Source organism: Geodermatophilus sp. SYSU D00758 (assembly GCF_054049955.1).
In genome coordinates this window covers 18434-40454 of record NZ_JBJGYK010000038.1, presented here as the reverse complement: position 1 = coordinate 40454, position 22021 = coordinate 18434, and the positions used below count along the sequence as shown (strand labels likewise).

Sequence of the window (22021 nt, the reverse complement as noted above, 5' to 3'; positions counted from 1 at the left end):
CGTGCAAGGACGGGGCCACCCCCACACGGCCGACACATCCCACAGCAGGACAGCAAGGCGTCGGTCAGGCGGAGAGTCAGACCACCAGGGGTGACCCCGTCCCCTCACATCCTCACTGTCAGGCGGGGTGGCGGCGTCGCGTGCGTGGGCGGGGGCGTCAGGGGACGACGCGGTGCAGGCGCCACCACGTCCGCACGGCGGACGCGAGGGCGAACCGGCTCGGCGCGGCGAGGGGGAGCAGGAACACCGTCCGGCCGGCGAGCCGACCCATGACGGCGCCCCGTCCCTCGAGGCCGGTGGTGAGGACGACGGACACCCCGGCGCTCGGGCTCCACCCCGGCGCCCATGCCGACGCCGATGCAGGCCAGCACGGGACCGAGGTGGACCAGCACCTGGAGCAGCGGTCCCTCGCCGGACAGCGACGGCGGTGCCCGGAGGCGAGTTGCACGCCCCAGCCGTGGGGCCGTTCGAGTATCGCGAGCACCGTCGGCGCGACTCCGCCGGCCCGGGCCGGCGGCCATGGCGGAGGGCGTCAGTCGGGTGAACACCTCGCCGGTCGCGCGGCAAGCCCTACGGTGACCGGTGTGGCCGACCGTGCGCTCCGCCCGTTCCGGATCGAGGTTCCCGAGGCCGATGTGGCGGACCTGCGGCGCCGGCTGGAGGCCACCCGGTGGCCGGAGCCGGCCACCGTCGACGACTGGTCCCAGGGGGTGCCGCTGCGCGCGCTGCAGGACCTCTGCGCGCACTGGGCCACGGGCTACGACTGGCCCGCCCGCGTCGGGCTGCTCGGCGCTCACCCGCAGTTCCTCACCGAGGTCGACGGCCTGCCCGTCCACCTGCTGCACGTCCGGTCGCCGCACGAGGATGCGCTCCCCCTGGTGCTCACGCACGGCTGGCCGGGGTCGGTGTTCGAGTTCCTCGACGTCCTCGGCCCGCTGACCGAGCCCGAGGACCCGGCCGACGCCTTCCACCTCGTCGTCCCCTCGCTGCCCGGGTTCGGGTGGAGCGGCAAGCCGTCCGCTCCCGGCTGGGGCCTGGCCCGGACCGCCGACGCGTGGGCCGAGGTGATGGCCCGCCTGGGGTACGGGCGGTTCGGGGCGCAGGGCGGCGACATCGGCGCCCTGGTCGCGGCCAACCTCGGCGCCCGGCACCCGGACCGCGTGGTGGGCCTGCACGTGAACATGGCGGTCAACCCGGCACCGGCGGGCCTGGCCGACCCGGACCCGCGCGAGCAGCGGGCGCTGGACCGCGAGCGGCACTACCGGACCGTGGACTCCGCCTACAACCAGCAGCAGCGGACCCGTCCGCAGACCCTCGGCTACGGGCTGACCGACTCCCCCGCCGGCCAGTGCGCGTGGGTGCTGGAGAAGTTCTGGTCGTGGACCGACAGCGACGGGGACCCCGTCGGGCTGCTCGGGCCGGACCGCATCCTCGACCACGTCTCCACGTACTGGTTCACCCGGTCGGCGACGTCCTCCGCTCGCATGTACTGGGAGATGGCCCGCGACCCGGCCGCCCGGCTCCCGACGGTCGCCGTCCCGGCGGGGGTGTCGCTGTTCCCCGCGGACATCTACCAGCCCACCCGCGCGTGGGCCGCCGCCCAGTACACCGACCTGCGCCTGTGGCGGGAGCACGACCGGGGTGGGCACTTCGCCGCGATGGAGCAGCCCGGGCTGCTCGTGGCCGACGTCCGGGAGCTCTTCCGGCCGCTGCGCTGAGCGGCGGCAACCCCGTCACACGGCTGGTCCACGGTCCCGGCACCCGAGCCCCGGAGGCCACCGCGGGTCACCACCGACCACGTGCTCGAGGGGCGCGAGGGCGTCCTCACGCCACGGAGCGGGTGCTCCTCGGCCGCGCCGGGGAGGAGCCCGGGCGGTGGACCGGCACGACAGGGGTGGTGCGGGCCGGTCGGCCGCTGCTGCACACCACGGCCGACCCGGGCCGGGGAGCGCCGGCCTGGTCGCCCCCGATGACCCCGCGCGGCTACGCGTCCACGGTGCAGCTGGGGCAGGCTGCGGGGGTGCTGACCGCCGACGACGCCGTCCGCCTGCCGCTGCCCGGCGGCTGGGTGGCCCCCGCCTGGGGCGACCGCCTGCACCACGTCACCGCCACGCTCGCCCGGCTCGGCCCCGGTCCGGGCGAGGAGGCCGCGTGACCCTCGTCGTCCGCGCCCGGCGCGTGGTCACGCCCGAGGGGGAGCGGCCGGCCGCCGTGCACACCGCCGGCGGCCGGATCACGGCGGTCACCGCCTTCGACGACGCGCCGCCCGGAGCGGTCTCCCTGCCCGACGACGAGGTGCTGCTGCCCGGTCTCGTGGACAGCCACGTGCACGTCAACGAGCCGGGCCGCACCGAGTGGGAGGGCTTCGCCTCCGCGACCCGGGCCGCCGCGGCCGGGGGCGTCACCACGATCGTCGACATGCCGCTGAACTCCGTCCCGCCGACCACCACCGTCGAGGCGTTGCACCTGAAACGGCAGGCCGCCGAGGGTCAGGTGGCCGTCGACGTCGCCTTCTGGGGCGGCGCGGTGCCCGGCAACGCGGACCAGGTGCGGCCGCTGCACGAGGCCGGGGTGGTCGGCGTCAAGTGCTTCCTGCTCGACTCCGGCGTCCCGGAGTTCCCCCCGCTGGACGACGCCGGCCTGCGCGCCGCGCTGGCCGAGGTGGCCGCCGTCGACGGGCTGCTCGTCGCCCACTGCGAGGACGACCGGGTCGTCGCCGCCGCGCCGGCACCCGCGGGCACCAGCTACGCGGCCTTCCTCGCCTCCCGCCCCCCGGCGGCGGAGGAGACCGCGATCGGCCGGCTGGTGGCCGCGGCCCGGGAGACGGGGGCGCGGGTGCACGTCGTCCACCTGGCCGACGCCGACGCCCTGCCGCTGCTGCGCCGGGCCCGGGCCGAGGGCGTGCGGGTCAGCGCCGAGACCTGCCCGCACTACCTGACCTTCGCCGCCGAGGAGGTGCCCGACGGCGCGACGTCGTTCAAGTGCTGCCCGCCCATCCGGGAGTCCGCGCACCGGGAGGCGCTGTGGGCGGCGCTGGCCGACGGCGACGTCGAGCTGGTGGTCAGCGACCACTCGCCGTGCACCCCGGAGCTCAAGCGGCTCGACGTCGGCGACTTCGGGCTGGCCTGGGGCGGCATCGCCTCGCTGCAGGTCGCGCTCCCGGTGGTGTGGACCGGGGCGCGGGCGCGCGGGCTGACGCTCGGGCACCTGGCCCGCTGGATGGCCGAGGCCCCGGCCCGGCTGGCCGGGCTGCCGGGCAAGGGGGCGATCGCCGCGGGCCGGGACGCCGACCTGGTGGCCTTCGCGCCCGAGGAGCGGTGGACGGTCACGGCCCTGCTGCACCGCAACCCGGTCACGCCCTACGCCGGGCGCCGGGTGACCGGGGCGGTCCGCCGCACCTGGCTGCGCGGCGAGCCGGCGGGCGGGGCACCTCGCGGCCGGCTGCTCAGCCGGGGGGTGCCCTGAGCCCTGGCTGCGCTGCCCGCCCTCCTCGCGGGCGGCCTGGTCCACGGTGCTCGCCACGGCCCCCCTGCGGGGTCCCACCGCGAGCTCCGGCGGCCCCGTCCGGAGGCCCCCGAGCCTCCACGTCCCGTGCCAGAGTGACTCCCCCCGCACCGAGGAGCCCGATGACCGACCCCGCCCGGCCGGCCGACCCCACCCGGCTGCCCGATCTCGCCTCCCGCGCCCTGGGCGGTGCCGTCGTCGCCGCCGACGACGAGTTCTTCGCCGCCAAGGAGAACCTGCTGCTGCCGCACCCGGCGCAGGCCCGCAGCGACTTCGGGCACCGCGGCAAGGAGTACGACGGCTGGGAGACCCGCCGCCGCCGGTCGCCCGGCAGCGACCGGGCGGTGGTGCGGCTGGGCGCCCCGGGCGTCGTGGCCGCCGTGGTGGTCGACACCGCGCACTTCACCGGCAACTACCCGCCCCGGGCGTCGGTGGAGGGCGCCGCGGTCGAGGGCCACCCGGCGCCGGCCGAGCTCCAGCGCGCCGACTGGCGGCCGCTGGTGCCGCTGTCGGACCTCGCCGGCGACACCGCGAACGTCTTCGCCGTCGAGCCGGACCGGCGGGTCACCCACGTCCGGCTGACCATCCACCCCGACGGCGGGGTGGCCCGGCTGCGGGTGCACGGCACGCCGCTGCCCGACCCGCGCCTGCTGGACGCCGGGCCCCTCGACCTCGCGGCGACCGAGAACGGCGGCCTGGTCACCGGGGTCAGCGACGAGTTCTACGGCCGGCCGCAGCAGCTGCTCGCCCCCGGCCCGGCCCGCTCGATGGGGGAGGGCTGGGAGACCCGGCGGCGCCGCGACGACGGCAACGACTGGGTGGAGCTGGCCCTGGCCTGCGAGGGCGTGGTGACCCTCGCCGAGCTCGACACCTCGTGGTTCCTGGGCAACGCGCCGGCCTCGGCGGCGCTGACCGGGACCGGCCCGGACGGCGACGTCGTCGTCCTGCCCCGGACGCGGCTGCAGCCCGACACCCGCCACCGCCTCGTGCCGGCCGGCGGGCCCGCGGTGCACCGGGTGCGGCTCGACGTCTTCCCCGACGGCGGGATGGCCCGGCTGCGGCTGTGGGGCCGGCCCACCGCGGCCGGCCGGGCGGCGCTGGGCCGGCGCTGGTTCGACGCGCTGCCCGACGTCCCGGCCATCGAGGTGCTGCAGGCCGCGGGCGTGCCGGCCGCCGAGGCCGGGCGGCTCGTCGGGTCCCGGCCGCTGGGGGACGACCTGCCGCCCGCGGTGGCACGCCTGGTCCTCGGCGGCTGACGGCAGCCGGCCGGTGTCCCCCACCCGAACCCTCCCCACCGCGAGATCAGGAGGCCCCCGTGTCCCTCGCCGTCCGCCGTCCCGGCCCGCCGGCCGCCGTCCTCCTGCTCTGCCTCGCCCTGGCCGGCTGCGGGTCCGGCATCGAGCAGGCCGAGCTGGAGGACCTGGTCTCCCGCACGCTGGAGAGCGAGTTCGACGCCGTGGCCGAGGTCTCCTGCCCCGACGGCGGCCTGGAGGCCGAGGTCGACGCCACGACCGAGTGCACCGCCGTCGACCCGGGGACCGGCGAGGAGCGGACCCTGCGGGTCCGGGTCGCCTCGGTCGACGAGGACACCGCGGAGTTCGAGATCGTGCCCGTGGAGTGACCGCAGGGGGAGCGGTGCGGGCGCGGCCCGGCAGGATGCCCGCCATGGAGACCGCCGACCTGCTCGTGCACGACGCCGAGCTGCTGGCCACCGTGGACGCCGGCCGCCGGGAGCTCGCCGGCGGCTGGGTGGCGGTCACCGGCGGGGTGGTGACCGGCGTGGGCGGGCCCGGGCACCCCCCGCCGGCGGCCGCCCGCCGGGTCGACGCCCGCGGCTGCCTGGTCACCCCGGGGCTGGTGAACACCCACCACCACCTGTACCAGAACCTCACCCGGGCCTACGCGCCCGCGCTGACCGGCGGGCTGTTCGACTGGCTGGTCACCCTGTACCCGCTGTGGGCCCGGCTGGACGAGGAGGCGGCGCACGTCAGCGCGTGGGTCGGCCTCGCCGAGCTGGCGCTGTCGGGGTGCACCACCTCCACCGACCACCTCTACGTGCACCCGCGCGGCGCCGGCGACCTCATCGCCGCCGAGGTGGCCGCGGCGCGCGACCTGGGGGTGCGCTTCCACCCCACCCGCGGCTCGATGTCGCTGTCGGTCGAGGACGGCGGGCTGCCGCCGGCCTCCGTCGTCCAGGACGACGACGAGATCCTGGCCGAGTCCCAGCGGCTGGTGGCGGCGCACCACGACCCCTCGCCGCACGCCCTCACCCGCGTCGCGCTGGCCCCCTGCTCGCCGTTCAGCGTCTCCCCGGCGCTGATGACCCGGACCGCCGAGCTGGCCGAGGCCCTCGACGTCCGGCTGCACACCCACCTCGCCGAGACCCGCGACGAGGACGCCTTCTGCCTGGCCACCTTCGGCCGCCGCCCGGTCGACCACCTGGCCGACGTCGGCTGGCTGGGCGAGCGGGTGTGGCTGGCCCACGCGGTGTGGCCCTCCCCCGACGAGGTGGACCGGCTGGGGGCGGCGCGGGTGGGGGTGGCGCACTGCCCGTCGTCCAACATGGTGCTGGGCAGCGGGCTGGCGCCGGTCGCCGAGCTGCGGGCGGCGGGCGCGCCGGTCGGGCTGGGGGTGGACGGGTCGTCGTCCGCGGACGCGGCGTCGCTGTGGCTGGAGGCCCGGACCGCGATGCTGCAGGGCAAGCTCCGGCACGGCGCGGCCGCGATGTCGGCCCGGGACGCCCTGGAGATGGCCACCCGCGGCGGTGCGGCCTGCCTGGGCCGCACCGGCGAGATCGGCGAGCTGTCGGTCGGCGCGTGCGGGGACCTCGTCGTCTGGCCGCTGGACGGGGTCCGGTTCGCCGGCGCGCTGTCGGACCCGGTCGAGGCGTGGCTGCGCTGCGGGCCGGTCGCCGCGCGGCACACGGTGGTCGCCGGGCGGTTCGTGGTGGAGGACGGCGTCCCCGTGCACCCGGGGCTGGCCGAGCAGCTCGCCGTCCACCGCCGGGTGGCGGCGGGGATCCAGGCCGCCCTCTGACCCCGGGGGACGCGGGAGACGAACCTCTGCCCCCGTCGGGGGCCGCCCGCCGGGGGTGGAGGCTCCCTATGCCCGGGGCAGGGCCGCGGCCAGGGCCTCCAGGTCGTCGACCGTGGCGTCCAGGTGCGGGGAGACCCGCAGCACCGGGCCGGTCATCTCACCCGGTGCCCGCTCGCGGCCGATGGCGGTGGTGACGATGCCCTGCTCGGTGAGCAGCCGGGCCCGGGTGGTGACGACGTCCACCCCCTCCGGCGGGCGCAGCGTCGTGGTCGCCGTCGGCTCGTCCACCGGCTCGACCGCCCGCCAGCCCGTGACGCCCTCGAGCACCTCCCGCGTGGCCCGGCCCAGGCCCGCCAGCCGCGCGCGGACCCGCTCCGGACCGGCCGCCAGGTGCTCCCCGACGGCCAGCACCAGCCCGACGCGCCCGGCGACGTGCGCCTCCCCGGACTCGAACGCGCGCAGCGGCGGCAGGTCCGCCGCGCCGGCCAGCACCGGCACCAGCTCCCCGGCGACCGTCGGCCGCACGCACAGCACCCCCACGCCGCGCGGGCCGGCCAGCCACTTGCGGGAGGTCGAGTAGACGACGTCGGCGCCCACGTCGGTGTCCACGTGCCCCAGCGACTGCGCCGCGTCGAGGACCAGCGGGACGCCTGCGGCCCGGCACAGCGCGGCCACCTCCGCGGCCGGCTGCACGAGGCCGCGGTGGCTGCCGATGTGGGTCAGGTGCACCACCCGGGGCGGGTCGGCGGCCAGCAGCCGGGCCAGCCCGTCGAGGTCCACCCGGCCGAGCCCGTCGACCGGCAGGGGGCGCGGCGCGAGCCCGGCGGCCCGCAGCAGGGCGGTGTTGGGCGCGTACTCACCCGGCAGGCAGGCCACCGCGGCCCCCGGCGGCAGCCGCCAGCCGGTGAGCAGCGCGGCCAGGGCGGCCTGCGCGGACTCGACGAAGACCACGTCGGCGGCGGCCATCCCGACCAGCCCGCCGAGCACCGACCGGCCCTGCTGGAGCAGGTGCTCGGCGGTGGCCTCGGCGACGTAGCCGCCGAGCTCGGCCTCGTGCCGGGCGTGGTGCGCCACCGCCTCCAGCACCCGGTGGCTCTGCCGGCTGCAGGCGGCGCTGTCGAGGTGCCGGCCGGCCGGCCGCGGGCGGGCCGAGCGCCAGGCGGCGCCGAGGTCGTCGTGGGCCGGGTCCACCACCGGGCCGGTCGGGGCGTGCGTCACCGGGCCTCAGGACTCGAGCACGCCACGGGCGACGGAGTCGCCGGAGTGCGACGGGTCGCCGTCCAGCGGCTCGACGGAGACGTCGACCACCGGGTACTCGCCGATGTCGATGCCGGCGGGCAGGGTGAGGCTGGCCTCGTCCCCGCCCTGGACGACGCCGACCGGGACCAGCCGGGACACCGCCTCGTCGAGCAGCCACACCTCGTAGTAGCCGTCCGGGACGTCCGCCGCGTCGAGCTGCAGCTCCAGGACCCGGCTGCCGTCCTCCCGCTCGACGACGGTGGCCTCGCCGGTGGCGCCGCGGTCGTCGAGCGGCGCGAGCGCGGCGGCGGCCACCTCCAGGCCCTCGTCCCCGTCGGCGGTGCCGAGCACGACCGCGGCGGCCCCGACCCCGATGCCGACCACCAGCGCGGCCGCGGTCGCCAGCAGGAGGCGGGAGAAGCTCGGCCGCACCACGGACCCGCCGGACGACGGCGACCGCGGGCCGGGCGGCGGGGGAGCCGGTGCCGGCCGGGGCCCGGGACCCGCGGGCGGCGGCGCGTCGTCCCGGGCCGCGGCGCGGTGGGCTGCGGCGTGGGCCGCTGCGACATGGGGCGCTGCGGCGTGGGGCCCTGCGGCGCCCGCGGCCACGAGCTCGGGCCGGGGCGCCACCGAGACGCCGGTGGCCCCGGCGATCGCGGCCCAGACGGCCGGCGGCGGCGCGACCGACCCCTGCGGTGCCGCCAGCTCGGGGACGGCGAGGGCGTCGACCCCCCGCTGCAGGGAGGCCACCTCCGCCCGGCACCGGTCGCACCCGGCGAGGTGGGCCGCATCGCCCTCCGGCAGCGGCTCGCGGAGCGCGGCCAGCGCCAGCTGCTCAGGCGTGCAGTGCGGCACCGTCCACCTCCAACCGCGTCCGCAGGCGCTCCAGTGTGCGCCTGATGTGGCTCTTGACCGTCCCCAGGGGCAGACCCGTGCGGTCGGCGATCTGCGCGTGGGTCAGGTCCTCGAAGAAGGCCAGCTCGATGATGCCCCGCTGGGGCTGGCCGATCTGCTCCAGCTCGCCGAGCAGCAGCACGCGGTCGGCCACGGTGCTGTCGACGGTCGCCGCGGCCGGCCCGGTGGCGGCTTGCGCCTCGGCCAGCGCGGCCTCGGTGGCGCGGCGCTGCCGGTCGCGGCGGGCCCACGTGTCGGCGATCTTGTGGCGGCAGATGCCCACCAGCCAGGCGGGCAGGGGGGCCTGGTCCGGGCGGAAGCCGGCGCGGCCGGTCCAGGCGGAGACGAAGACCTGCTGGGTGACGTCCTCGGCGTCCGGGCCCGGACCGAAGGCGCGCACGGCCATGCCGTGGACCTGCCCGGCGAAGCGCTCGTACGCCCAGGCGAGGGCCTGCTCGTCCCCCGCGGCGAAGCGGCGGCCGATCTCGGCGTCGTCCGGCCAGGGCGAGCCGGGCGGCAGGCCGTCGTCCGGGGTCACGCCCGCGACCCTAACGCGACGGCCGTCCCGCTCGAGGAGCTCGGTCACGGCAGGGGCTCCGCGACGACCACGACGTTGTCCCGGTAGCTGCCGTGCTCCAGCAGGAACGGCCCGCCGCAGGTGATCAGCACCAGCCGTGGTGGGCCCTCCCGGGCGAAGAGCTGTGCCAGGGGCAGCTCCTGCTTGTGCAGGACCTCCCGGGACACCACCCGCCAGCGGGTCGCCGTCCCGGCGGTGTCGGTCACCTCGACCTCCGTGCCGACCGCGGCGCCGCGCAGGGGGGCGAGCTCGCCGAGCCCCTGCTCGGCGTCGTCGACGTGCCCGGCGAGGACCGCCGAGCCCGCGCCCCCCGGCTCCGGGCCGAAGCGGTACCACCCGACCCGGGAGACGTCCTCGGGCAGCTGCATCTGGCCGTCGGCGGCGACGCCGACGGGGTCGACCGGCGCGTCGACGCCGAGCGCGGGCACCACCAGGCGGGCCGGGGCGGGGGCGTCCGCGGGAACGGTGGGCGCGGCGTCCCGGACCGGCACCGGCGGTAGGTCGGCCGGCCCCGGCGCCGCCGGGGGCGGTGCCGGGGCCGGCGCTGCGGGGAGGACCTGCTCCACCGGCGCGCCCGCCGCCGCCGGCTCCCGGGTCAGCTGCCAGGCCGTCGGCACCCCGACGGCCACGGCCAGGCCCAGGACCGCACCGGCGGCGGCGGGTCGCATGGTGGTCCTCCCTCGCGGACGGGTCAGCGGCGGGCGGTCGCCATCCGGCCGGCGGCGATCCCGGCGGCGGCGAGGCCGGCGAGCGACAGCGCGACCAGCGGCGCCGGCATGCCGTCGTCCTCGGCGGCCAGGCCCGCCGAGCCGCCGGGGACGCCGGACGGCGCGGACTGGCTGCCGCTGATCGACTGGACGGCCAGCTCGTACCCGGCGTCCTGCGAGCCCCACGCGTAGACGATCGTGGTGCCGCCCTCCGCCAGCTCGAGGTCGGCCGGGCCGATCACCGGGTCGGTCCCGCCGTCGGGCACGACCGAGGCGCTGATCGTGCCGGCGGGCACGGTGAGGGTCGCCTCGTCCGGGTTGCTGAGGTTGTCGACGACGACCTGGTCACCGGCGAGGACGTCGACCGCCGGGGCCGCCGCGACGTGCCGCACGGTGACCCGCGCCTGACCCGCCTCCACCGCCGAGGTGTCGTTGACGAACGGCGTGAGGGCCGGGTTGCCGCCGGCGTCGAGGTGCGCGGCGACGGTGGCGTTGGCCCCCGCGGGCACCGACACGCCGCTGGCCGACAGGAGCGGGTCGCCCGAGTCGTCGGCCGCGTCGGCGGGATAGAGCGCCAGGTCGTAGGTGCCGCCGGGCACCTCGAGCGGGCCGGCGAGGGTGCCGGGCTCGAAGTCGTCGATCAGCCGCTCGCCGTTGGCGTACACGTCGACCGGGGTGTCCGGGACACCGTGCAGGACCGACACCGTCGCGGTGTGGTTGTCGGCCAGCGCGGGCGCCGCGCCGAGGCAGAGGAGCGCGCCGGTGGCGCCGGTGGCGAGGACGACGGTGGTGCGGGTCCGGGTCATGGGGTGGCGTTCCTTCCGTGGTGTCTGACTGCTCTGTCACCACGTCCTTCCGGCGTCCCCGCTGGTCCGGATGCAGCCCGGCGTGGAATTCCTGGCGGGCCATCCTGTCGCGCCCCGCCGGCGCGCACCTCCCGCGCTGCAACCCTCGTCGGGTCCTACGTCTCTGGGTGCTATGGCACTCAGAGACGTAGGACCCGAGGCCCGTGGTGCACCCGGTAGGGGCGGGCCCCGCGGTACGGCCCCGTCCCGGGCCCGCCCCGGTCGGGCGAGCGGTGAGGCGGGGTCCTCCGTGAGGCGGGGTCCTCCGTCAGGCGGGCACGGAGAGGGAGACCGCGAAGTCGCCGTCGGGGTCGGTCCACCAGGCCACCGTCCGCAGCCCGGCCGCGGCGAGCTCCGCCTCGACCCGCTCCCGGCGGAACTTCGCCGACACCTCGGTGCGCATCTCCTCCCCGGCGGCGAAGGGGACGTCGAGGTCGAGGTCGGCCACCCGCACCACCTGGTCCACGCGGGAGCGCAGCCGCATCTCGATCCACTCCTCCGCCGGGTCCCACAGCGCCACGTGCTCGAAGGCCGCCGGGTCGAAGCCGGCGTGCAGCCCCCGGTTGAGCACCGCCAGCACGTTGCGGTTGAAGGCCGCGGTCACCCCCGCCGCGTCGTCGTAGGCGCGCACCAGGCGGCCGGCGTCCTTGACCAGGTCGGTGCCGAGCAGGAACGAGTCGCCGGGGGACAGCGTGCCGGCCAGCTCGGCGAGGAACGCCGCCCGGGGGCCGGGCTCGAGGTTGCCGATCGTCGACCCGAGGAAGGCCACCAGCCGGCGCCCCTCGCGTGGCAGCTCGCCGAGGTGCCGGGTGAAGTCGCCGACCACCGCCCGCACCTCGACGCCGGGGTACTCGCGGGTCAGGGCCTCGCCCGCGGCCTGCAGCACCGACGGGTCGACGTCGCACGGCACGAACCGCCGCAGCGTGCCCGCGTCGCGCAGCGCGGTGAGCAGCAGGCGGGTCTTCTCCGACGTCCCGCTGCCGAGCTCGACGAGCACGTCGGCCCCGGAGAGGGCGGCGATCTCGCCGGCGCGCGCCTCCAGCACCGCGCGCTCGGCCCGCGTCGGGTAGTACTCGGGCAGCCGGGTGATCTCGTCGAACAGCTCGCTGCCGCGCTCGTCGTAGAACCACCGCGGCGGCAGCGACTTCGGCGTGGCGGTCAGCCCGGCGAGCGCCTCCGCGCGCAGCGCCGCGGCCGCGTCACCGGGGGCGAGGTGGGAGGTCAGCGAGATCGTCACGGGGCTCCTCGGGTCGGGGGGTGCAGGGGGCCTCAGGAGGTCAGGGGGCTCAGGAGGTCAGGCGGCTCACGGGGTCAGCGCGGTCACGGTCAGCCCGTCGGGGGTGACCTCGACCAGCGACCGGTCGGGGAGGTCGGTCCACGCCGGGTCGTCGTCCCACGGCTCGCTGGCCAGGGCCGTCCCCTCGGGCGTGACCAGGGCCGAGAGCGTGTCCCCCCACGTGGTGGCCAGCAGCCGGGTGCCGTCGGCGGCCAGCAGGTTGAGCCGGGCCGCGGGGTCGGCGGCGGCCACCTCCCGCACCGTCGTCCCCAGGGCGTCGAGGCCGCGCGCGAAGACGAGCGCGGCCAGCAGGGCGCTGTCCACCGTCGACTCCACGTCCCGCACCGGCGGGAGGGCGCCGCGGTCGACCCGGCCGTTGTGCGACAGCAGCCACCGGCCGTCGGTGAACGGCGCCGCCGCGCTCTCCTCCAGCGGCATGCCGACCGTCGCCGAGCGGACGGCGGCGACCACGCAGCCCGAGGACAGCACGGGCGCGACCGAGGCGAACGACGGCTCGGCCCACAGCGGCCGCGGTGAGCGCCAGCGGGCCGGCTCCGCGCGGCCCGGGGTGAAGAAGCCGACGCCCCAGCCGTCGGCGTTCACCGTGCCGTGGCGCTGCCGTCGCGGCGCCCAGGACTGCACCAGCAGCGAGGACGGCGGGTCGAGCACCAGCGACGCCAGCGTCCGGGGCCGGCCCAGCCAGCCGAGGTGGCGGCACACGGCTCAGGCGCCCGGCTCGTCGACCGACCAGGCCAGCCGGAACCCGGCGAAGACCTGCCGGCGGTACGGGTGGTCCCAGTTGCGGAAGCTCGGCCGCAGGATCGAGGGCCCCACCACCCAGGAGCCGCCGCGCAGCACCCGGTGGTCGCCGCCGAAGAACGGCGCGGAGTAGTCGGCGTAGAGCATCGGGACGAACCCGGGCCAGGGCTCGAAGGGCGACGACGTCCACTCCCACACGTCGCCCATCAGCTGCTCGGCGCCGCACGGGGAGGCGCCGGCCGGGTAGGCGCCCACCGGCGCCGGGCGCAGCGCCGCGCCCCCCAGGTTGGCCAGCGCCGGCGTCGGCTCGGAGTCGCCCCACGGGAACCGCCGGCGGCGGCCGGTGGCCGGGTCCCAGACGGCGGCCTTCTCCCACTCCACCTCGGTGGGCAGCCGCGCACCGGCGGGGACGGCGCCGGTGCCGCCGGCCCAGGCCGCGTACGCCTCGGCCTCGAAGGCGGTGACGTGCTGGACCGGTTCGTCCGGGGGGAGCTCCTCGACGACGCCGAACCGGGTGCGGGTGCCGTCGGTGCCCCAGAACTGCGGCCGCTCCAGCCCGGCCTCGACCCGGTGCGCCCAGCCCCGCGGCGACCACCACCGCCGCTGGTCGTACCCGCCGTCGGCCACGAAGGCGGCGTACTCGGCATTGGTGACCGGCACCCGGCCGATCCGGAAGGCCGGCACGTGCACGCGGTGGGCGGGTCGCTCGTTGTCCAGCGAGAACGGCTCGTCGGCGGCGTCCACGCCCAGCAGGAACTCGCCGCCCGGCACGGTCACCGCGGTGCCGGCCACGCCCGGGCGGCCCGGGGGCAGCGGGCCGCCGGCGCCCAGCAGCGGCGGGCCGGCGCGGACGCCGAGCGCCTGCAGCATCGTCTCGTCGTGCTGCTGCTCGTGGCTGACCACCATCGCGAAGGGGAAGGGGTCGCCGTCGTCGTCCCGGCCGAGGCGCTCGAGCCGGTCGAGCACCCGGCCGCGCACCTCGGCGCAGAAGGCGCGCGCCTCCACCGGCGGCAGCAGCGGCAGCCGGGCGCGCCCCGCCCGCGGGTGGGTGAACGCGTCGTAGAGGGCTTCCACGTCCGGTGGCAGCAGCCCCCGGCAGGCCGCGTTCCCGCCCCGCAGCAGCCAGAGGTCCTCCTGCTGGCCGACGTGCGCGAGGTCCCAGACCAGCGGGGACAGCAGCGGGGTGTGCTGGCGGAGCAGCTCGGGTTCGTCGTGGTCGGTGAGCAGCAGGGTGCGCGCCCGGGCGGCGGCCAGCTCCCGGGCCAGGTGCTCCTGCGGCGTCATCGGTCGTCCTCCGGGGTGCGGGCGGCGGTCAGCAGGGCGGCGACCGGCCCGCCGGCGCGCGCGGCGGCGCGCAGCTCGTCGCCGGGGCAGGAGCCGCGGTCCACGGACTCGGCCAGCGCGGTGAGCTCGGGGCGCAGGGCGGCGGGGACGGCGTCCAGCGCGGCGGCCAGGCAGGCCCGGGCCGCGGCGTGCAGCGCGGGGTCGCCCAGCCCGCGGCGGGCCGCGCGGTCCCAGGCACCGGCGACCGGTGCGCTTGCCTCGGCGGCCCGCCCGGCCGCGACCGGGTCGTCGAGCAGGACGGTGGTGAGCGCGGCCAGGGCGGGCCACCAGGGCTCCGGCGCGGCGTCCAGGTAGCGGATCTCCAGGAAGCCGCGCGGCCGCACCGGCGGGAAGAGCGTGGTCAGGTGGTAGTCGAGGTCGGCGAGGGTGGGCCGGCGCCCGCCGAGCGGCACCGCCCCGGTCACCCAGTCGAGGAAGCGCACGCGGGACCGGACCGCGTCCGCCCGCCCGGAGGGCGTGTCGCGCACCAGCATCACCGGCGCGGTCAGTGCGTACTCCGCCCACTCCGACGCCGGGTCCGCGCCGCCGAGCAACGGGCCGCAGCGGGCCTGGTCGAGGTCGCCCCACACCCGCTGCCGGGTCGAGACCCAGCCGGTCGCGCGGCCGGACGACAGCGGGGAGCAGGCCGACACCGCGACCAGCACCGGGCCCAGCTGGTGGGCCAGCGACACCCGCTCGCTCCACCCGCCGCACGGCCCGGCCTCCAGGTTGACCTGCAGGGAGGCGGTCGAGGTCATCATCGCCGTGCCCGCCGCGGCGCAGCCCACCGCGGCGAAGTGCTCCTCCATCGCGGCGTACCGCGGCGCCGGGTTGACCCGGGCCGGCGGCCGCAGCGGGTCCGCGCCGCAGGGGGCCGGCGCCAGCCGATCGGCGGCCAGCGCGCCGGCGAGCACGTCGCGGTCGCGGCGCAGCGCGGCGACCGCCGCTGCCACGTCGGGCAGCGGGGGACCGGAGAGCTCCACCTGCCCCCCGGGCTCCAGGGTGACCCGGCTGCCGCCCGGCAGCGGCGGCAGCGCGGCGACCGCGCGGGCCACCCGGGCCCACGGCACCCGCGCCGCCGGGGCGTCCCGGTCCACCAGGTGCGCCTCGAGCTCCAGCCCCACCGCGCCGACCGGCCCGGGGCGCAGCGCGGCCGCGATGCAGTGGGCGACGGCCTCGTCCCGGCCCAGTTCGGCCGCGCGTTCCTCGATCACCGGGGCCACGGGCCCCACCCCCTCCAGGTCCGGACCGGTCGACGTCGACCGCGGGTCGGTGCGGGGGCGGCCCGATCGTGCCGGCCGTCCTCGCTCCCATCGTGCCCGCACCTGCCGACAGGACGCATCCGTCCGGAACGGCGGTCACCGGCCCGGCGCGCCAGGATTCCCGGGTGGACACTCCTCCCGACCCCGATCGAGCCGCCGGGCGAGACGCCGATCGCGACCGCGACGCCGAGGGCCGTGCCCGCAACGCCCGGCCGCGCGACGCGCTGGGCCGGCCGCTGCCGCACGGCACCCCGGGGGTCGAGCGCGCGCCCGAGGGGGTCCTCCGGACGCCGGCGGTCGCGCTCGCCGAGGCGCAGCGGCTGCTCGACGCCGGCCGCCCGTTCCACGCGCACGAGGTGCTGGAGGACGCGTGGAAGACCGCGCCCGAGGCCGAGCGGCAGCTCTGGCGGGGCCTGGCGCAGCTGGCCGTCGGGCTCACCCACGCCGCGCGCGGCAACGCCCGGGGGGCCGCCACGCTGCTCGACCGCGGGGCCGGCAACGTCGCCGGGTACGCCGCCGACCCGCCGCACGGCATCGACGTCCCCGGGTTGGTCGCCTGGGCCCGGGAAGCCGCGGCGGAGGCGGCCGAGGGCCGGCTCCCGCGTGCAGCCCCGCCGCGGCTGGGTACCGGAGGGCGATGAGCCAGCCAGCCGCGAGCGACGGCACGGGACGGACGGACGGCCTGCGGGCGGGCGCGGTGGTGGCGGCCGCGGTCGCGCAGGTCGTGGGCAGCCCCCTGGGCACGGCGCTGGCCGGGCGCAGCGTCGGCGAGGTCAGCGACGCGACCCGCTCGCTGATCACGCCGGCCGGCTACGCCTTTGCCATCTGGGGTGTCGTCTTCGCCGGGGCCCTGGCGTGGGCCGTCTGGCAGGCCCTCCCCGGCCAGCGCATCCGGGAGGTGCACCGGGCCACCGGGTGGCCGCTGGCCGCCGCCTTCGCCGGGAACGCCCTGTGGGAGGTGCTCTTCCCCCTGGTGGGCGAGCGCTGGCCGGTGCTGCCCGCGGTGCTGCTGGCCGCCATCGTGCTGGCCGCCGCCACCGCCTGGGCCCGCCTGCAGCGGCTGCCCACCTCGGGCGCGGCCCGGGTGCTGCCGTCGGCGGTGACCGGCCTGCTGCTGGGGTGGGTGTCGCTGGCGATGACCGTCCAGGTGGCCAGCGCCGGCGTGGCGCTGGGCGCACCGGCGGAGGGCCCCGCCGCGCGCGCGTGGGCGGTCGCCGCCCTGGTGGCCGTGGCCGGCGTCGTCTCGGTCCTGGTGCTCACCGCGCGGGTCGCCGCCGGCCCGCTCACCGCCGCGGCCGCCTGGGGGCTCGTCGCGGTCGCGGTCGCCGGCCCCCCGCTGCCGGTGGTGGTCGCGGCGCCGGCGGCGGCCGGTGTGGTCCTGGCCGCGCTGGCGCTCCGCTCGGCCGGTCTCGGCCGGGTCGGCCGCGCCGAGGGTGGCCCCGCCCGGTCCCGCGGCCGGACGGCCCTCCTCGTCGGCTGACGGGCTTCCGGAGGGCTGTGACCGGGAGCACACTGCTCGTCATGGCTGCCCCCTCGACGAGCACCGCCACCGACCGGCTGCGCGAGGTCTGGGCGGCGGGCGACTACCAGCGGGTCGGCGTCCGGCTGCTGCCGGCCAGCGAGCAGCTGGTGGTCGACCTCGCCGTGCGACCGGGTGACCGGCTGCTCGACGTGGGCGCCGGCACGGGGAACACCGCCCTGGCGGCGGCCCGGCGCGACGCCGACGTCGTCTGCAGCGACCTGGTGCCGGAGCTGCTGGAGCTGGCCGGCCGGCGCGCCGAGCTGGAGGGCCTGCAGTTCGCCACCGAGGTCGCCGACGCCTGCGCGCTGCCCTTCCCCGACGCCTCCTTCGACGTGGTCGTCTCGACCTTCGGCGTGGTCTTCGCCGCCGACGCCGAGCTGGCCGCCCGGGAGCTGCTGCGGGTGCTGCGTCCCGGCGGCCGCCTGGGCCTGACCGCCTGGCGCCCCGACGCGCCGGGCGGGCGGCTGCTCGAGCTGGTCGCCCGGCACGCCCCTGAGGAGACGCCCGGCGAGCCGCTGCGCTGGGGGACGCCCGAGGGCGTGACCGGCCTGCTCGGCCGCGGCGAGGTCACCGCCGTCCGGTTCGCCGAGCGCACGGTCGACCTCACCGCGCCGTCCGTGGCGGCCCAGTGGCAGCGCTACCGCGACTGGTTCGGCCCGGTGCGCGTGGCCTGGGAGCGGCTGGACGAGGCCGGCCGCGGCCGGCTCGAGGCCGACTTCACCGACCTGTGGGCGAGGTGCACGCGAGGGGGTGGAGGCGGCATCGTGGTGCCCAACACCTACCTGCAGGCCACCGCCGTGCGCGCCGGATGAGGGGACAGCGATGAGGAGCTACGAGGCGGCCACCCGGATCGACGCCGCCCCCGAGGACGTGTGGGCGCTGCTGGTCGACGTCGGCAGCTGGCGGGACTGGAACTCCGGTGTCGACCGGGTCGAGGGGCGGGTCGCGCTCGGCGAGCGGCTGACCCTGGTGGCCACGATGATCCGGAACAAGCCCTTCACCGTCACCGTCACCGAGCTGCGCCCGACCGAGGTGATGCGCTGGCAGGCCGGCCTGCCGCTGGGCCTGGCGGCGATCGACCGCACCTACCGGCTGGACGCGCAGGAGGACGGCGGCACGGTGCTCACCGTGCGCGAGGACCACACCGGGCCGCTGGCCGCCCTGCTGGACCGCAGCACGCCGGACCTCAACCCCTCGTTCCGGCAGTTCTGCGCCGGGCTGAAGGCCCGGGCCGAGGGCCGCGTCTCCCGCCCGCCCACGTGACCCGCCGCGCAGCGGCGACCGCTGTGACCGCAACGCGGCCGGCCCGGCCCGGGATGGGACGATGGGGCCCGCCATGAGCACCGACACCGTCCCGTCCCGCAGCCCCGACGACACCACGCTCGGGGAGCCGACCCCGCCGCCCGCGCCGCAGCGCGGCCCGGTGACGTCGGCGTCCTACTCGATCACCGTGCGGCTCACCGCCGACGGCGACCCGGCCTCGATCGGCCGCATCGCCACCGCGGTCGGCTCCGCCGGCGGCGCGGTGACCGCGATCGACGTCGTGGACTCGCGCTCCGACGGGCTCACCGTCGACGTCACCTGCTCGGCCGCCGACGCGTCGCACTCCGAGGAGATGGTCGACGCACTCCGCGCCGTCCCCGGGGTGACCGTCCGCAAGGTCAGCGACCGGACCTTCCTGCTGCACCTCGGCGGCAAGCTCGAGGTGGCCTCCAAGGTCCCGTTGAAGACCCGCGACGACCTGTCGATGGCCTACACCCCCGGCGTGGCGCGGGTGTGCCTGGCGCTGGCGCAGAACCCCGAGGACGTGCGCCGGCTGACCATCAAGGGCAACACCGTCGCGGTGGTCACCGACGGCTCGGCCGTGCTCGGTCTCGGCGACATCGGCCCGGGTGCGGCGATGCCGGTCATGGAGGGCAAGGCCGTCCTGTTCAAGCGGTTCGCCGACATCGACGCCTGGCCGATCGCGCTCGACACCCAGGACGTCGACGAGATCGTGCGCACCGTGGAGCTGCTCGCCCCGGGCTTCGGCGGCATCAACCTCGAGGACATCGCCGCCCCGCGCTGCTTCGAGATCGAGCGCCGGCTGCGCGAGAAGCTCGACATCCCGGTCTTCCACGACGACCAGCACGGGACGGCGATCGTCGCGCTGGCCGCGCTCCGCAACGCGCTGCGGGTCGTGGACAAGCGGCTGGAGGACGTGAAGATCGTCGTCGCCGGCGGCGGCGCGGCCGGGACGGCGATCGTGCACCTGGTGCTGAAGGCCGGTGCGCGCCAGGTGCTGGTGTGGGACCGCGAGGGCATCCTCTCCCCGGACGACGAGCGGCTGTCCCCGGCCAAGCTGGACCTCGCACAGCGCACCAACCCGGAGTGCGTGCGCGGTGAGCTGCCCGAGGCGCTCGAGGGCGCCGACGTGTTCATCGGCGTCAGCGCCGGCAACGTGCTGCCGGTCGAGGCGCTGGCGCGGATGGCCGACGACGCGGTGGTCTTCCCGATGGCCAACCCCACGCCCGAGGTGGACCCGGTGCGCGCCCGGCAGCACGCCGCCGTCGTCGCCTCCGGCCGCTCGGACCTGCCGAACCAGATCAACAACGTGCTGGCCTTCCCCGGGGTCTTCCGCGGCCTGCTCGACGCCCGGGCCACGGAGATCAGCGACGGGATGCTGCTGGCGGCGGCCGAGGCGATCTCCGCGGTGGTCCGCGACGACCAGCTCAACGCGAACTACATCATCCCGAGCGTGTTCGACCCCGCGGTCACGCAGGCCGTCGCGGCGGCGGTGGCCGAGCAGGCCCGGGCCGAGCCCGGGGCGACCGCGCAGGTCACCGAACGGACCGGCCTCACCGCCTGAGCGGCGGCCGGGGGGGCGGTCCCGCTACTCGGCGGTGAACGCCTCCCGGCCGCCGCGCCACACCCGCTCGACGGCCCGGGCGTCCGTCACGTCCCGTCCCGGGTCGCCGCGGACCAGCAGCAGGTCGGCCCGCAGCCCCGGGGCGATCCGCCCCCGGTCGTGCAGCCCGAAGGCGGCGGCCGGTGCGCTGGTCGCGGCGGCCAGGGCGTCGACGGGGGGGAGGCCGGCCGAGACCAGCAGCGCCAGCTCGTCGTGCAGGCCGGCGCCGTGCGCGGTCCCCGGGCTGCCGGCGTCGGTGCCGGCGAGCAGCGGGACGCCGGCCTCGTGCAGCCGGGCGGCGGTCGCCGTGGCGGAGGACAGGTCGGCCCGTGCTCCCGGCCCGGCGGGGAACGCCGTCTCCAGCAGCGACCGCTGCGGGGGGTCCAGCCGGGGCCCGATGCGCGGGTCGGCGGCGAGGGCGCGGCCGCGGGGGTGCCCGGCCCGCGCCGCCAGCGAGGTCAGGGTGGGGACGACGAAGGCGCCGGAGCGGACGGCGGCCTCGACGAACCCCGGCGAGGGCGGCCGGTCCAGGAACAGGTGGGCGAGGCCGTCCACGCCGGCGTCCAGCGCGAGGAGCGCGTGGGCCCGGGTGAGGGTGTGCGCGACCGCCCGCAGCCCGCGCTCGTGCGCGGCGCGGACGAGCGCCCGCACGGTGTCGCCGTCCAGGCACGGGACCGGGCGGCCCGTCGTCGTCCCGTCCTCCAGCACCACCTTGAGGTGGTCCGACCCCTCCGCGACCCGCGCGGCCACGAAGGCCGCTGCCTCCTCCGGGCCGCCCACCGTGGGGAACGGTGGGAGCAGCCCCTGGGAGACGAGGCGGGTGGGGTGGCCGCCGGGGGCCGTGGCCCCGATCCCCGCGGAGCGGAGGTCGGCCGTGGCGGGGTCGGTCGCGGCCTCCTCCTTGGCGGACCGGACGGCGGCGGGGTCGGCGAACATGTCGACCACCGTGGTGACGCCGAAGCGCACGGCCGCCCGCAGCGCGCCGGGGGCCAGGTGCACGTGCGCGTCCACCAGGCCGGGCAGGAGGGTGGCGCCCTCGGCCCGGACGGCGGGCAGGCCCGCCGGTGCTCCGAGCCGGTCGCCGAGCGCGGCGATCCGCCCGTCGAGCACCAGGACGGTCGTCGGGGCCAGCAGGCGGTGCCCGTCGAAGACCCGGGCCCCCTCGACCAGGACGCCGGCCGGTGTGGTCCCCACCGCAGCCCTCCTCACCCCGCGGCCCCACGCTGCCACCGGTGCCCGTCCGGTGCCAGGTCACCGGTCCTCCCGGGCGGGTCCGCGGGACCACCCGTTCGGGGACGACGGCCGGCGCCCGGGCGGGGGATCATGACCGGGTGCCCGAGTTGCCCGAGGTGGAGGCGCTGACCGCCTTCCTGCGCGAGAACGCCGTGGGCCGGGTGGTCACGCGGGTCGACCTGGCCGCGGTCCAGGCGATCAAGACCTACGACCCGCCGCTGTCCGCGCTCGCCGGGCTGGAGGTCACCGGGGTCGCCCGGTACGGCAAGTTCCTCGACCTGGACGTCTCCGGCCTGCACCTCGTCGTCCACCTGGCCCGCGCCGGGTGGCTGCACTGGCGCACCGGCCTGCCCGCGGCCCCGCCGAAGCCGGGCAAGGGGCCGCTCGCGGTGCGGGTGCACCTGGATGGCGGCGACGGCTTCGACCTCACCGAGCAGGGCACCCGCAAGGGGCTGGCGGTGTACGTCGTCCGGTCGCCGGCGGAGGTGCCGGGCGTGGCGCGGCTGGGGCCGGACGCGCTCGCCGTGGACCGGGAGACCTTCGCCGCCCTCCTGGCGGGGCGTACGGGGCAGCTGAAGGGCACCCTCACCGACCAGACCGTGCTGGCCGGCATCGGGAACGCCTACTCCGACGAGATCCTGCACGCCGCGCGGCTGTCGCCGTTCAAGGCGGCCGGCCGGCTCACCGACGACGAGGTGCTCCGCCTGTACGAGGCGGTGCGTGCCACGCTCACCGACGCCCTCGAGCGCCAGGTGGGGCAGCGGGCGGCGACGATGAAGAGCGAGAAGCGCTCCGGGCTGCGGGTGCACGCCCGGACCGGGCTGCCCTGCCCGGTGTGCGGCGACACCGTCCGCGAGGTCAGCTTCGCCGACACCTCGCTGCAGTACTGCCCGACCTGCCAGACCGGCGGCAAGCCGCTGGCCGACCGGCGCCTGTCCAAGCTCCTGCGCTGAAGCG

General features: G+C 78.1%; 23 protein-coding genes. 12 read left to right on the top strand and 11 right to left on the bottom strand.

Features of this window, described 5'->3' with window-relative positions:
* Positions 1-157: 157 nt before the first annotated feature.
* Positions 158-316: a hypothetical protein gene (locus ACI8AC_RS20690; RefSeq protein WP_456899720.1), complete on the bottom strand. Its 159-nt coding sequence runs from the start codon at positions 314-316 to the stop codon at positions 158-160.
* A 268-nt stretch (positions 317-584) separates the two neighbouring features.
* Here ACI8AC_RS20690 and ACI8AC_RS20685 point away from each other — a divergent pair, with 268 nt between their 5' ends.
* The 6 genes from ACI8AC_RS20685 (at position 585) to ACI8AC_RS20660 (ending at position 6540) form a co-directional block, all read left to right on the top strand.
* On the top strand, positions 585-1718 hold the full coding sequence (locus ACI8AC_RS20685; RefSeq protein ID WP_456899719.1) for an epoxide hydrolase family protein: 1134 nt from the start codon (positions 585-587) through the stop codon (positions 1716-1718).
* A 122-nt stretch (positions 1719-1840) separates the two neighbouring features.
* Entirely contained in the window at positions 1841-2155 is a 315-nt protein-coding gene (locus ACI8AC_RS20680; protein ID WP_456899718.1) for a hypothetical protein, read from the top strand.
* Entirely contained in the window at positions 2152-3465 is a 1314-nt protein-coding gene (gene allB / locus ACI8AC_RS20675) for an allantoinase AllB (RefSeq protein ID WP_456899717.1), read from the top strand. Before ACI8AC_RS20680 ends, allB begins: the two co-directional genes overlap by 4 nt.
* A 161-nt stretch (positions 3466-3626) precedes the next feature.
* The gene (gene alc, locus ACI8AC_RS20670; protein WP_456899716.1) at positions 3627-4760 is read left to right on the top strand and encodes an allantoicase; all 1134 of its coding nucleotides are present in this window, start codon (positions 3627-3629) and stop codon (positions 4758-4760) included.
* Positions 4761-4819: 59 nt separating this feature from the next.
* Positions 4820-5125, top strand: coding sequence for a DUF4333 domain-containing protein (locus ACI8AC_RS20665; RefSeq protein ID WP_456899715.1), 306 nt, complete (start codon positions 4820-4822; stop codon positions 5123-5125).
* Positions 5126-5169: 44 nt separating this feature from the next.
* Positions 5170-6540 carry an 8-oxoguanine deaminase gene (locus ACI8AC_RS20660; protein ID WP_456899714.1) on the top strand — a complete coding sequence of 457 codons (1371 nt, stop codon included), beginning with the start codon at positions 5170-5172 and terminating at the stop codon, positions 6538-6540.
* Positions 6541-6606: 66 nt separating this feature from the next.
* Here the strand turns inward: ACI8AC_RS20660 and egtE are convergent, their stop codons facing one another.
* From egtE to egtA, 9 genes are all read right to left on the bottom strand, one after another.
* Entirely contained in the window at positions 6607-7758 is a 1152-nt protein-coding gene (gene egtE / locus ACI8AC_RS20655) for an ergothioneine biosynthesis PLP-dependent enzyme EgtE (RefSeq protein ID WP_456899713.1), read from the bottom strand.
* 6 nt (positions 7759-7764) lie between these two features.
* The gene (locus ACI8AC_RS20650; RefSeq protein ID WP_456899712.1) at positions 7765-8634 is read right to left on the bottom strand and encodes an anti-sigma factor; all 870 of its coding nucleotides are present in this window, start codon (positions 8632-8634) and stop codon (positions 7765-7767) included.
* Positions 8615-9211, bottom strand: a complete 597-nt coding sequence (locus tag ACI8AC_RS20645) for an RNA polymerase sigma factor (RefSeq protein ID WP_456899711.1) — start codon at positions 9209-9211, stop codon at positions 8615-8617. Before ACI8AC_RS20645 ends, ACI8AC_RS20650 begins: the two co-directional genes overlap by 20 nt.
* A gap of 44 nt (positions 9212-9255) precedes the next feature.
* Positions 9256-9918 carry a class F sortase gene (locus tag ACI8AC_RS20640; protein ID WP_456899710.1) on the bottom strand — a complete coding sequence of 221 codons (663 nt, stop codon included), beginning with the start codon at positions 9916-9918 and terminating at the stop codon, positions 9256-9258.
* Positions 9919-9941: 23 nt separating this feature from the next.
* Positions 9942-10763 (bottom strand): DUF4397 domain-containing protein, encoded by an 822-nt coding sequence (locus ACI8AC_RS20635; protein WP_456899709.1) that lies wholly within the window; start codon positions 10761-10763, stop codon positions 9942-9944.
* 307 nt (positions 10764-11070) lie between these two features.
* Positions 11071-12039, bottom strand: a complete 969-nt coding sequence (egtD, locus tag ACI8AC_RS20630; RefSeq protein ID WP_456899708.1) for an L-histidine N(alpha)-methyltransferase — start codon at positions 12037-12039, stop codon at positions 11071-11073.
* A 66-nt stretch (positions 12040-12105) separates the two neighbouring features.
* Positions 12106-12798 (bottom strand): ergothioneine biosynthesis protein EgtC, encoded by a 693-nt coding sequence (egtC, locus tag ACI8AC_RS20625; protein WP_456899707.1) that lies wholly within the window; start codon positions 12796-12798, stop codon positions 12106-12108.
* Positions 12799-12801: 3 nt separating this feature from the next.
* A complete protein-coding gene (gene egtB / locus ACI8AC_RS20620; protein WP_456899706.1) occupies positions 12802-14121 on the bottom strand; it encodes an ergothioneine biosynthesis protein EgtB in 1320 nt (439 codons plus the stop codon).
* The gene (gene egtA / locus ACI8AC_RS20615) at positions 14118-15383 is read right to left on the bottom strand and encodes an ergothioneine biosynthesis glutamate--cysteine ligase EgtA (RefSeq protein WP_456899705.1); all 1266 of its coding nucleotides are present in this window, start codon (positions 15381-15383) and stop codon (positions 14118-14120) included. The genes egtB and egtA overlap by 4 nt, the downstream gene beginning before the upstream one ends.
* Positions 15384-15547: 164 nt before the next feature.
* Here egtA and ACI8AC_RS20610 point away from each other — a divergent pair, with 164 nt between their 5' ends.
* From ACI8AC_RS20610 to ACI8AC_RS20590, 5 genes are all read left to right on the top strand, one after another.
* Entirely contained in the window at positions 15548-16063 is a 516-nt protein-coding gene (locus ACI8AC_RS20610) for a DUF309 domain-containing protein (protein ID WP_456899704.1), read from the top strand.
* Entirely contained in the window at positions 16060-16902 is an 843-nt protein-coding gene (locus ACI8AC_RS20605; protein WP_456899703.1) for a hypothetical protein, read from the top strand. The genes ACI8AC_RS20610 and ACI8AC_RS20605 overlap by 4 nt, the downstream gene beginning before the upstream one ends.
* A gap of 41 nt (positions 16903-16943) precedes the next feature.
* The gene (locus ACI8AC_RS20600) at positions 16944-17756 is read left to right on the top strand and encodes a class I SAM-dependent methyltransferase (protein WP_456899702.1); all 813 of its coding nucleotides are present in this window, start codon (positions 16944-16946) and stop codon (positions 17754-17756) included.
* A 10-nt stretch (positions 17757-17766) separates the two neighbouring features.
* A complete protein-coding gene (locus ACI8AC_RS20595; protein ID WP_456899701.1) occupies positions 17767-18207 on the top strand; it encodes an SRPBCC domain-containing protein in 441 nt (146 codons plus the stop codon).
* A 73-nt stretch (positions 18208-18280) separates the two neighbouring features.
* Positions 18281-19792: a malic enzyme-like NAD(P)-binding protein gene (locus tag ACI8AC_RS20590; protein ID WP_456899700.1), complete on the top strand. Its 1512-nt coding sequence runs from the start codon at positions 18281-18283 to the stop codon at positions 19790-19792.
* A gap of 24 nt (positions 19793-19816) precedes the next feature.
* Here the strand turns inward: ACI8AC_RS20590 and ACI8AC_RS20585 are convergent, their stop codons facing one another.
* Positions 19817-21025: an amidohydrolase family protein gene (locus tag ACI8AC_RS20585; RefSeq protein ID WP_456899699.1), complete on the bottom strand. Its 1209-nt coding sequence runs from the start codon at positions 21023-21025 to the stop codon at positions 19817-19819.
* 137 nt (positions 21026-21162) lie between these two features.
* On the opposite strand from ACI8AC_RS20585, the gene ACI8AC_RS20580 reads away from it, so the two are divergent.
* Entirely contained in the window at positions 21163-22017 is an 855-nt protein-coding gene (locus ACI8AC_RS20580; RefSeq protein ID WP_456899698.1) for an Fpg/Nei family DNA glycosylase, read from the top strand.
* Positions 22018-22021 lie beyond the last annotated feature (4 nt).

Bases quoted from the DNA above. Each gene is read 5' to 3' on its own strand.
- egtB (WP_456899706.1), bottom strand. From the start codon at position 14,121: ATGACGCCGCAGGAGCACCTGGCCCGGGAGCTGGCCGCCGCCCGGGCG.
- ACI8AC_RS20595 (WP_456899701.1), top strand. From the start codon at position 17,767: ATGAGGAGCTACGAGGCGGCCACCCGGATCGACGCCGCCCCCGAGGAC.
- ACI8AC_RS20605 (WP_456899703.1), top strand. From the start codon at position 16,060: ATGAGCCAGCCAGCCGCGAGCGACGGCACGGGACGGACGGACGGCCTG.
- ACI8AC_RS20660 (WP_456899714.1), top strand. From the start codon at position 5,170: ATGGAGACCGCCGACCTGCTCGTGCACGACGCCGAGCTGCTGGCCACC.
- ACI8AC_RS20640 (WP_456899710.1), bottom strand. From the start codon at position 9,918: ATGCGACCCGCCGCCGCCGGTGCGGTCCTGGGCCTGGCCGTGGCCGTC.
- ACI8AC_RS20590 (WP_456899700.1), top strand. From the start codon at position 18,281: ATGAGCACCGACACCGTCCCGTCCCGCAGCCCCGACGACACCACGCTC.
- ACI8AC_RS20600 (WP_456899702.1), top strand. From the start codon at position 16,944: ATGGCTGCCCCCTCGACGAGCACCGCCACCGACCGGCTGCGCGAGGTC.
- ACI8AC_RS20635 (WP_456899709.1), bottom strand. From the start codon at position 10,763: ATGACCCGGACCCGCACCACCGTCGTCCTCGCCACCGGCGCCACCGGC.
- alc (WP_456899716.1), top strand. From the start codon at position 3,627: ATGACCGACCCCGCCCGGCCGGCCGACCCCACCCGGCTGCCCGATCTC.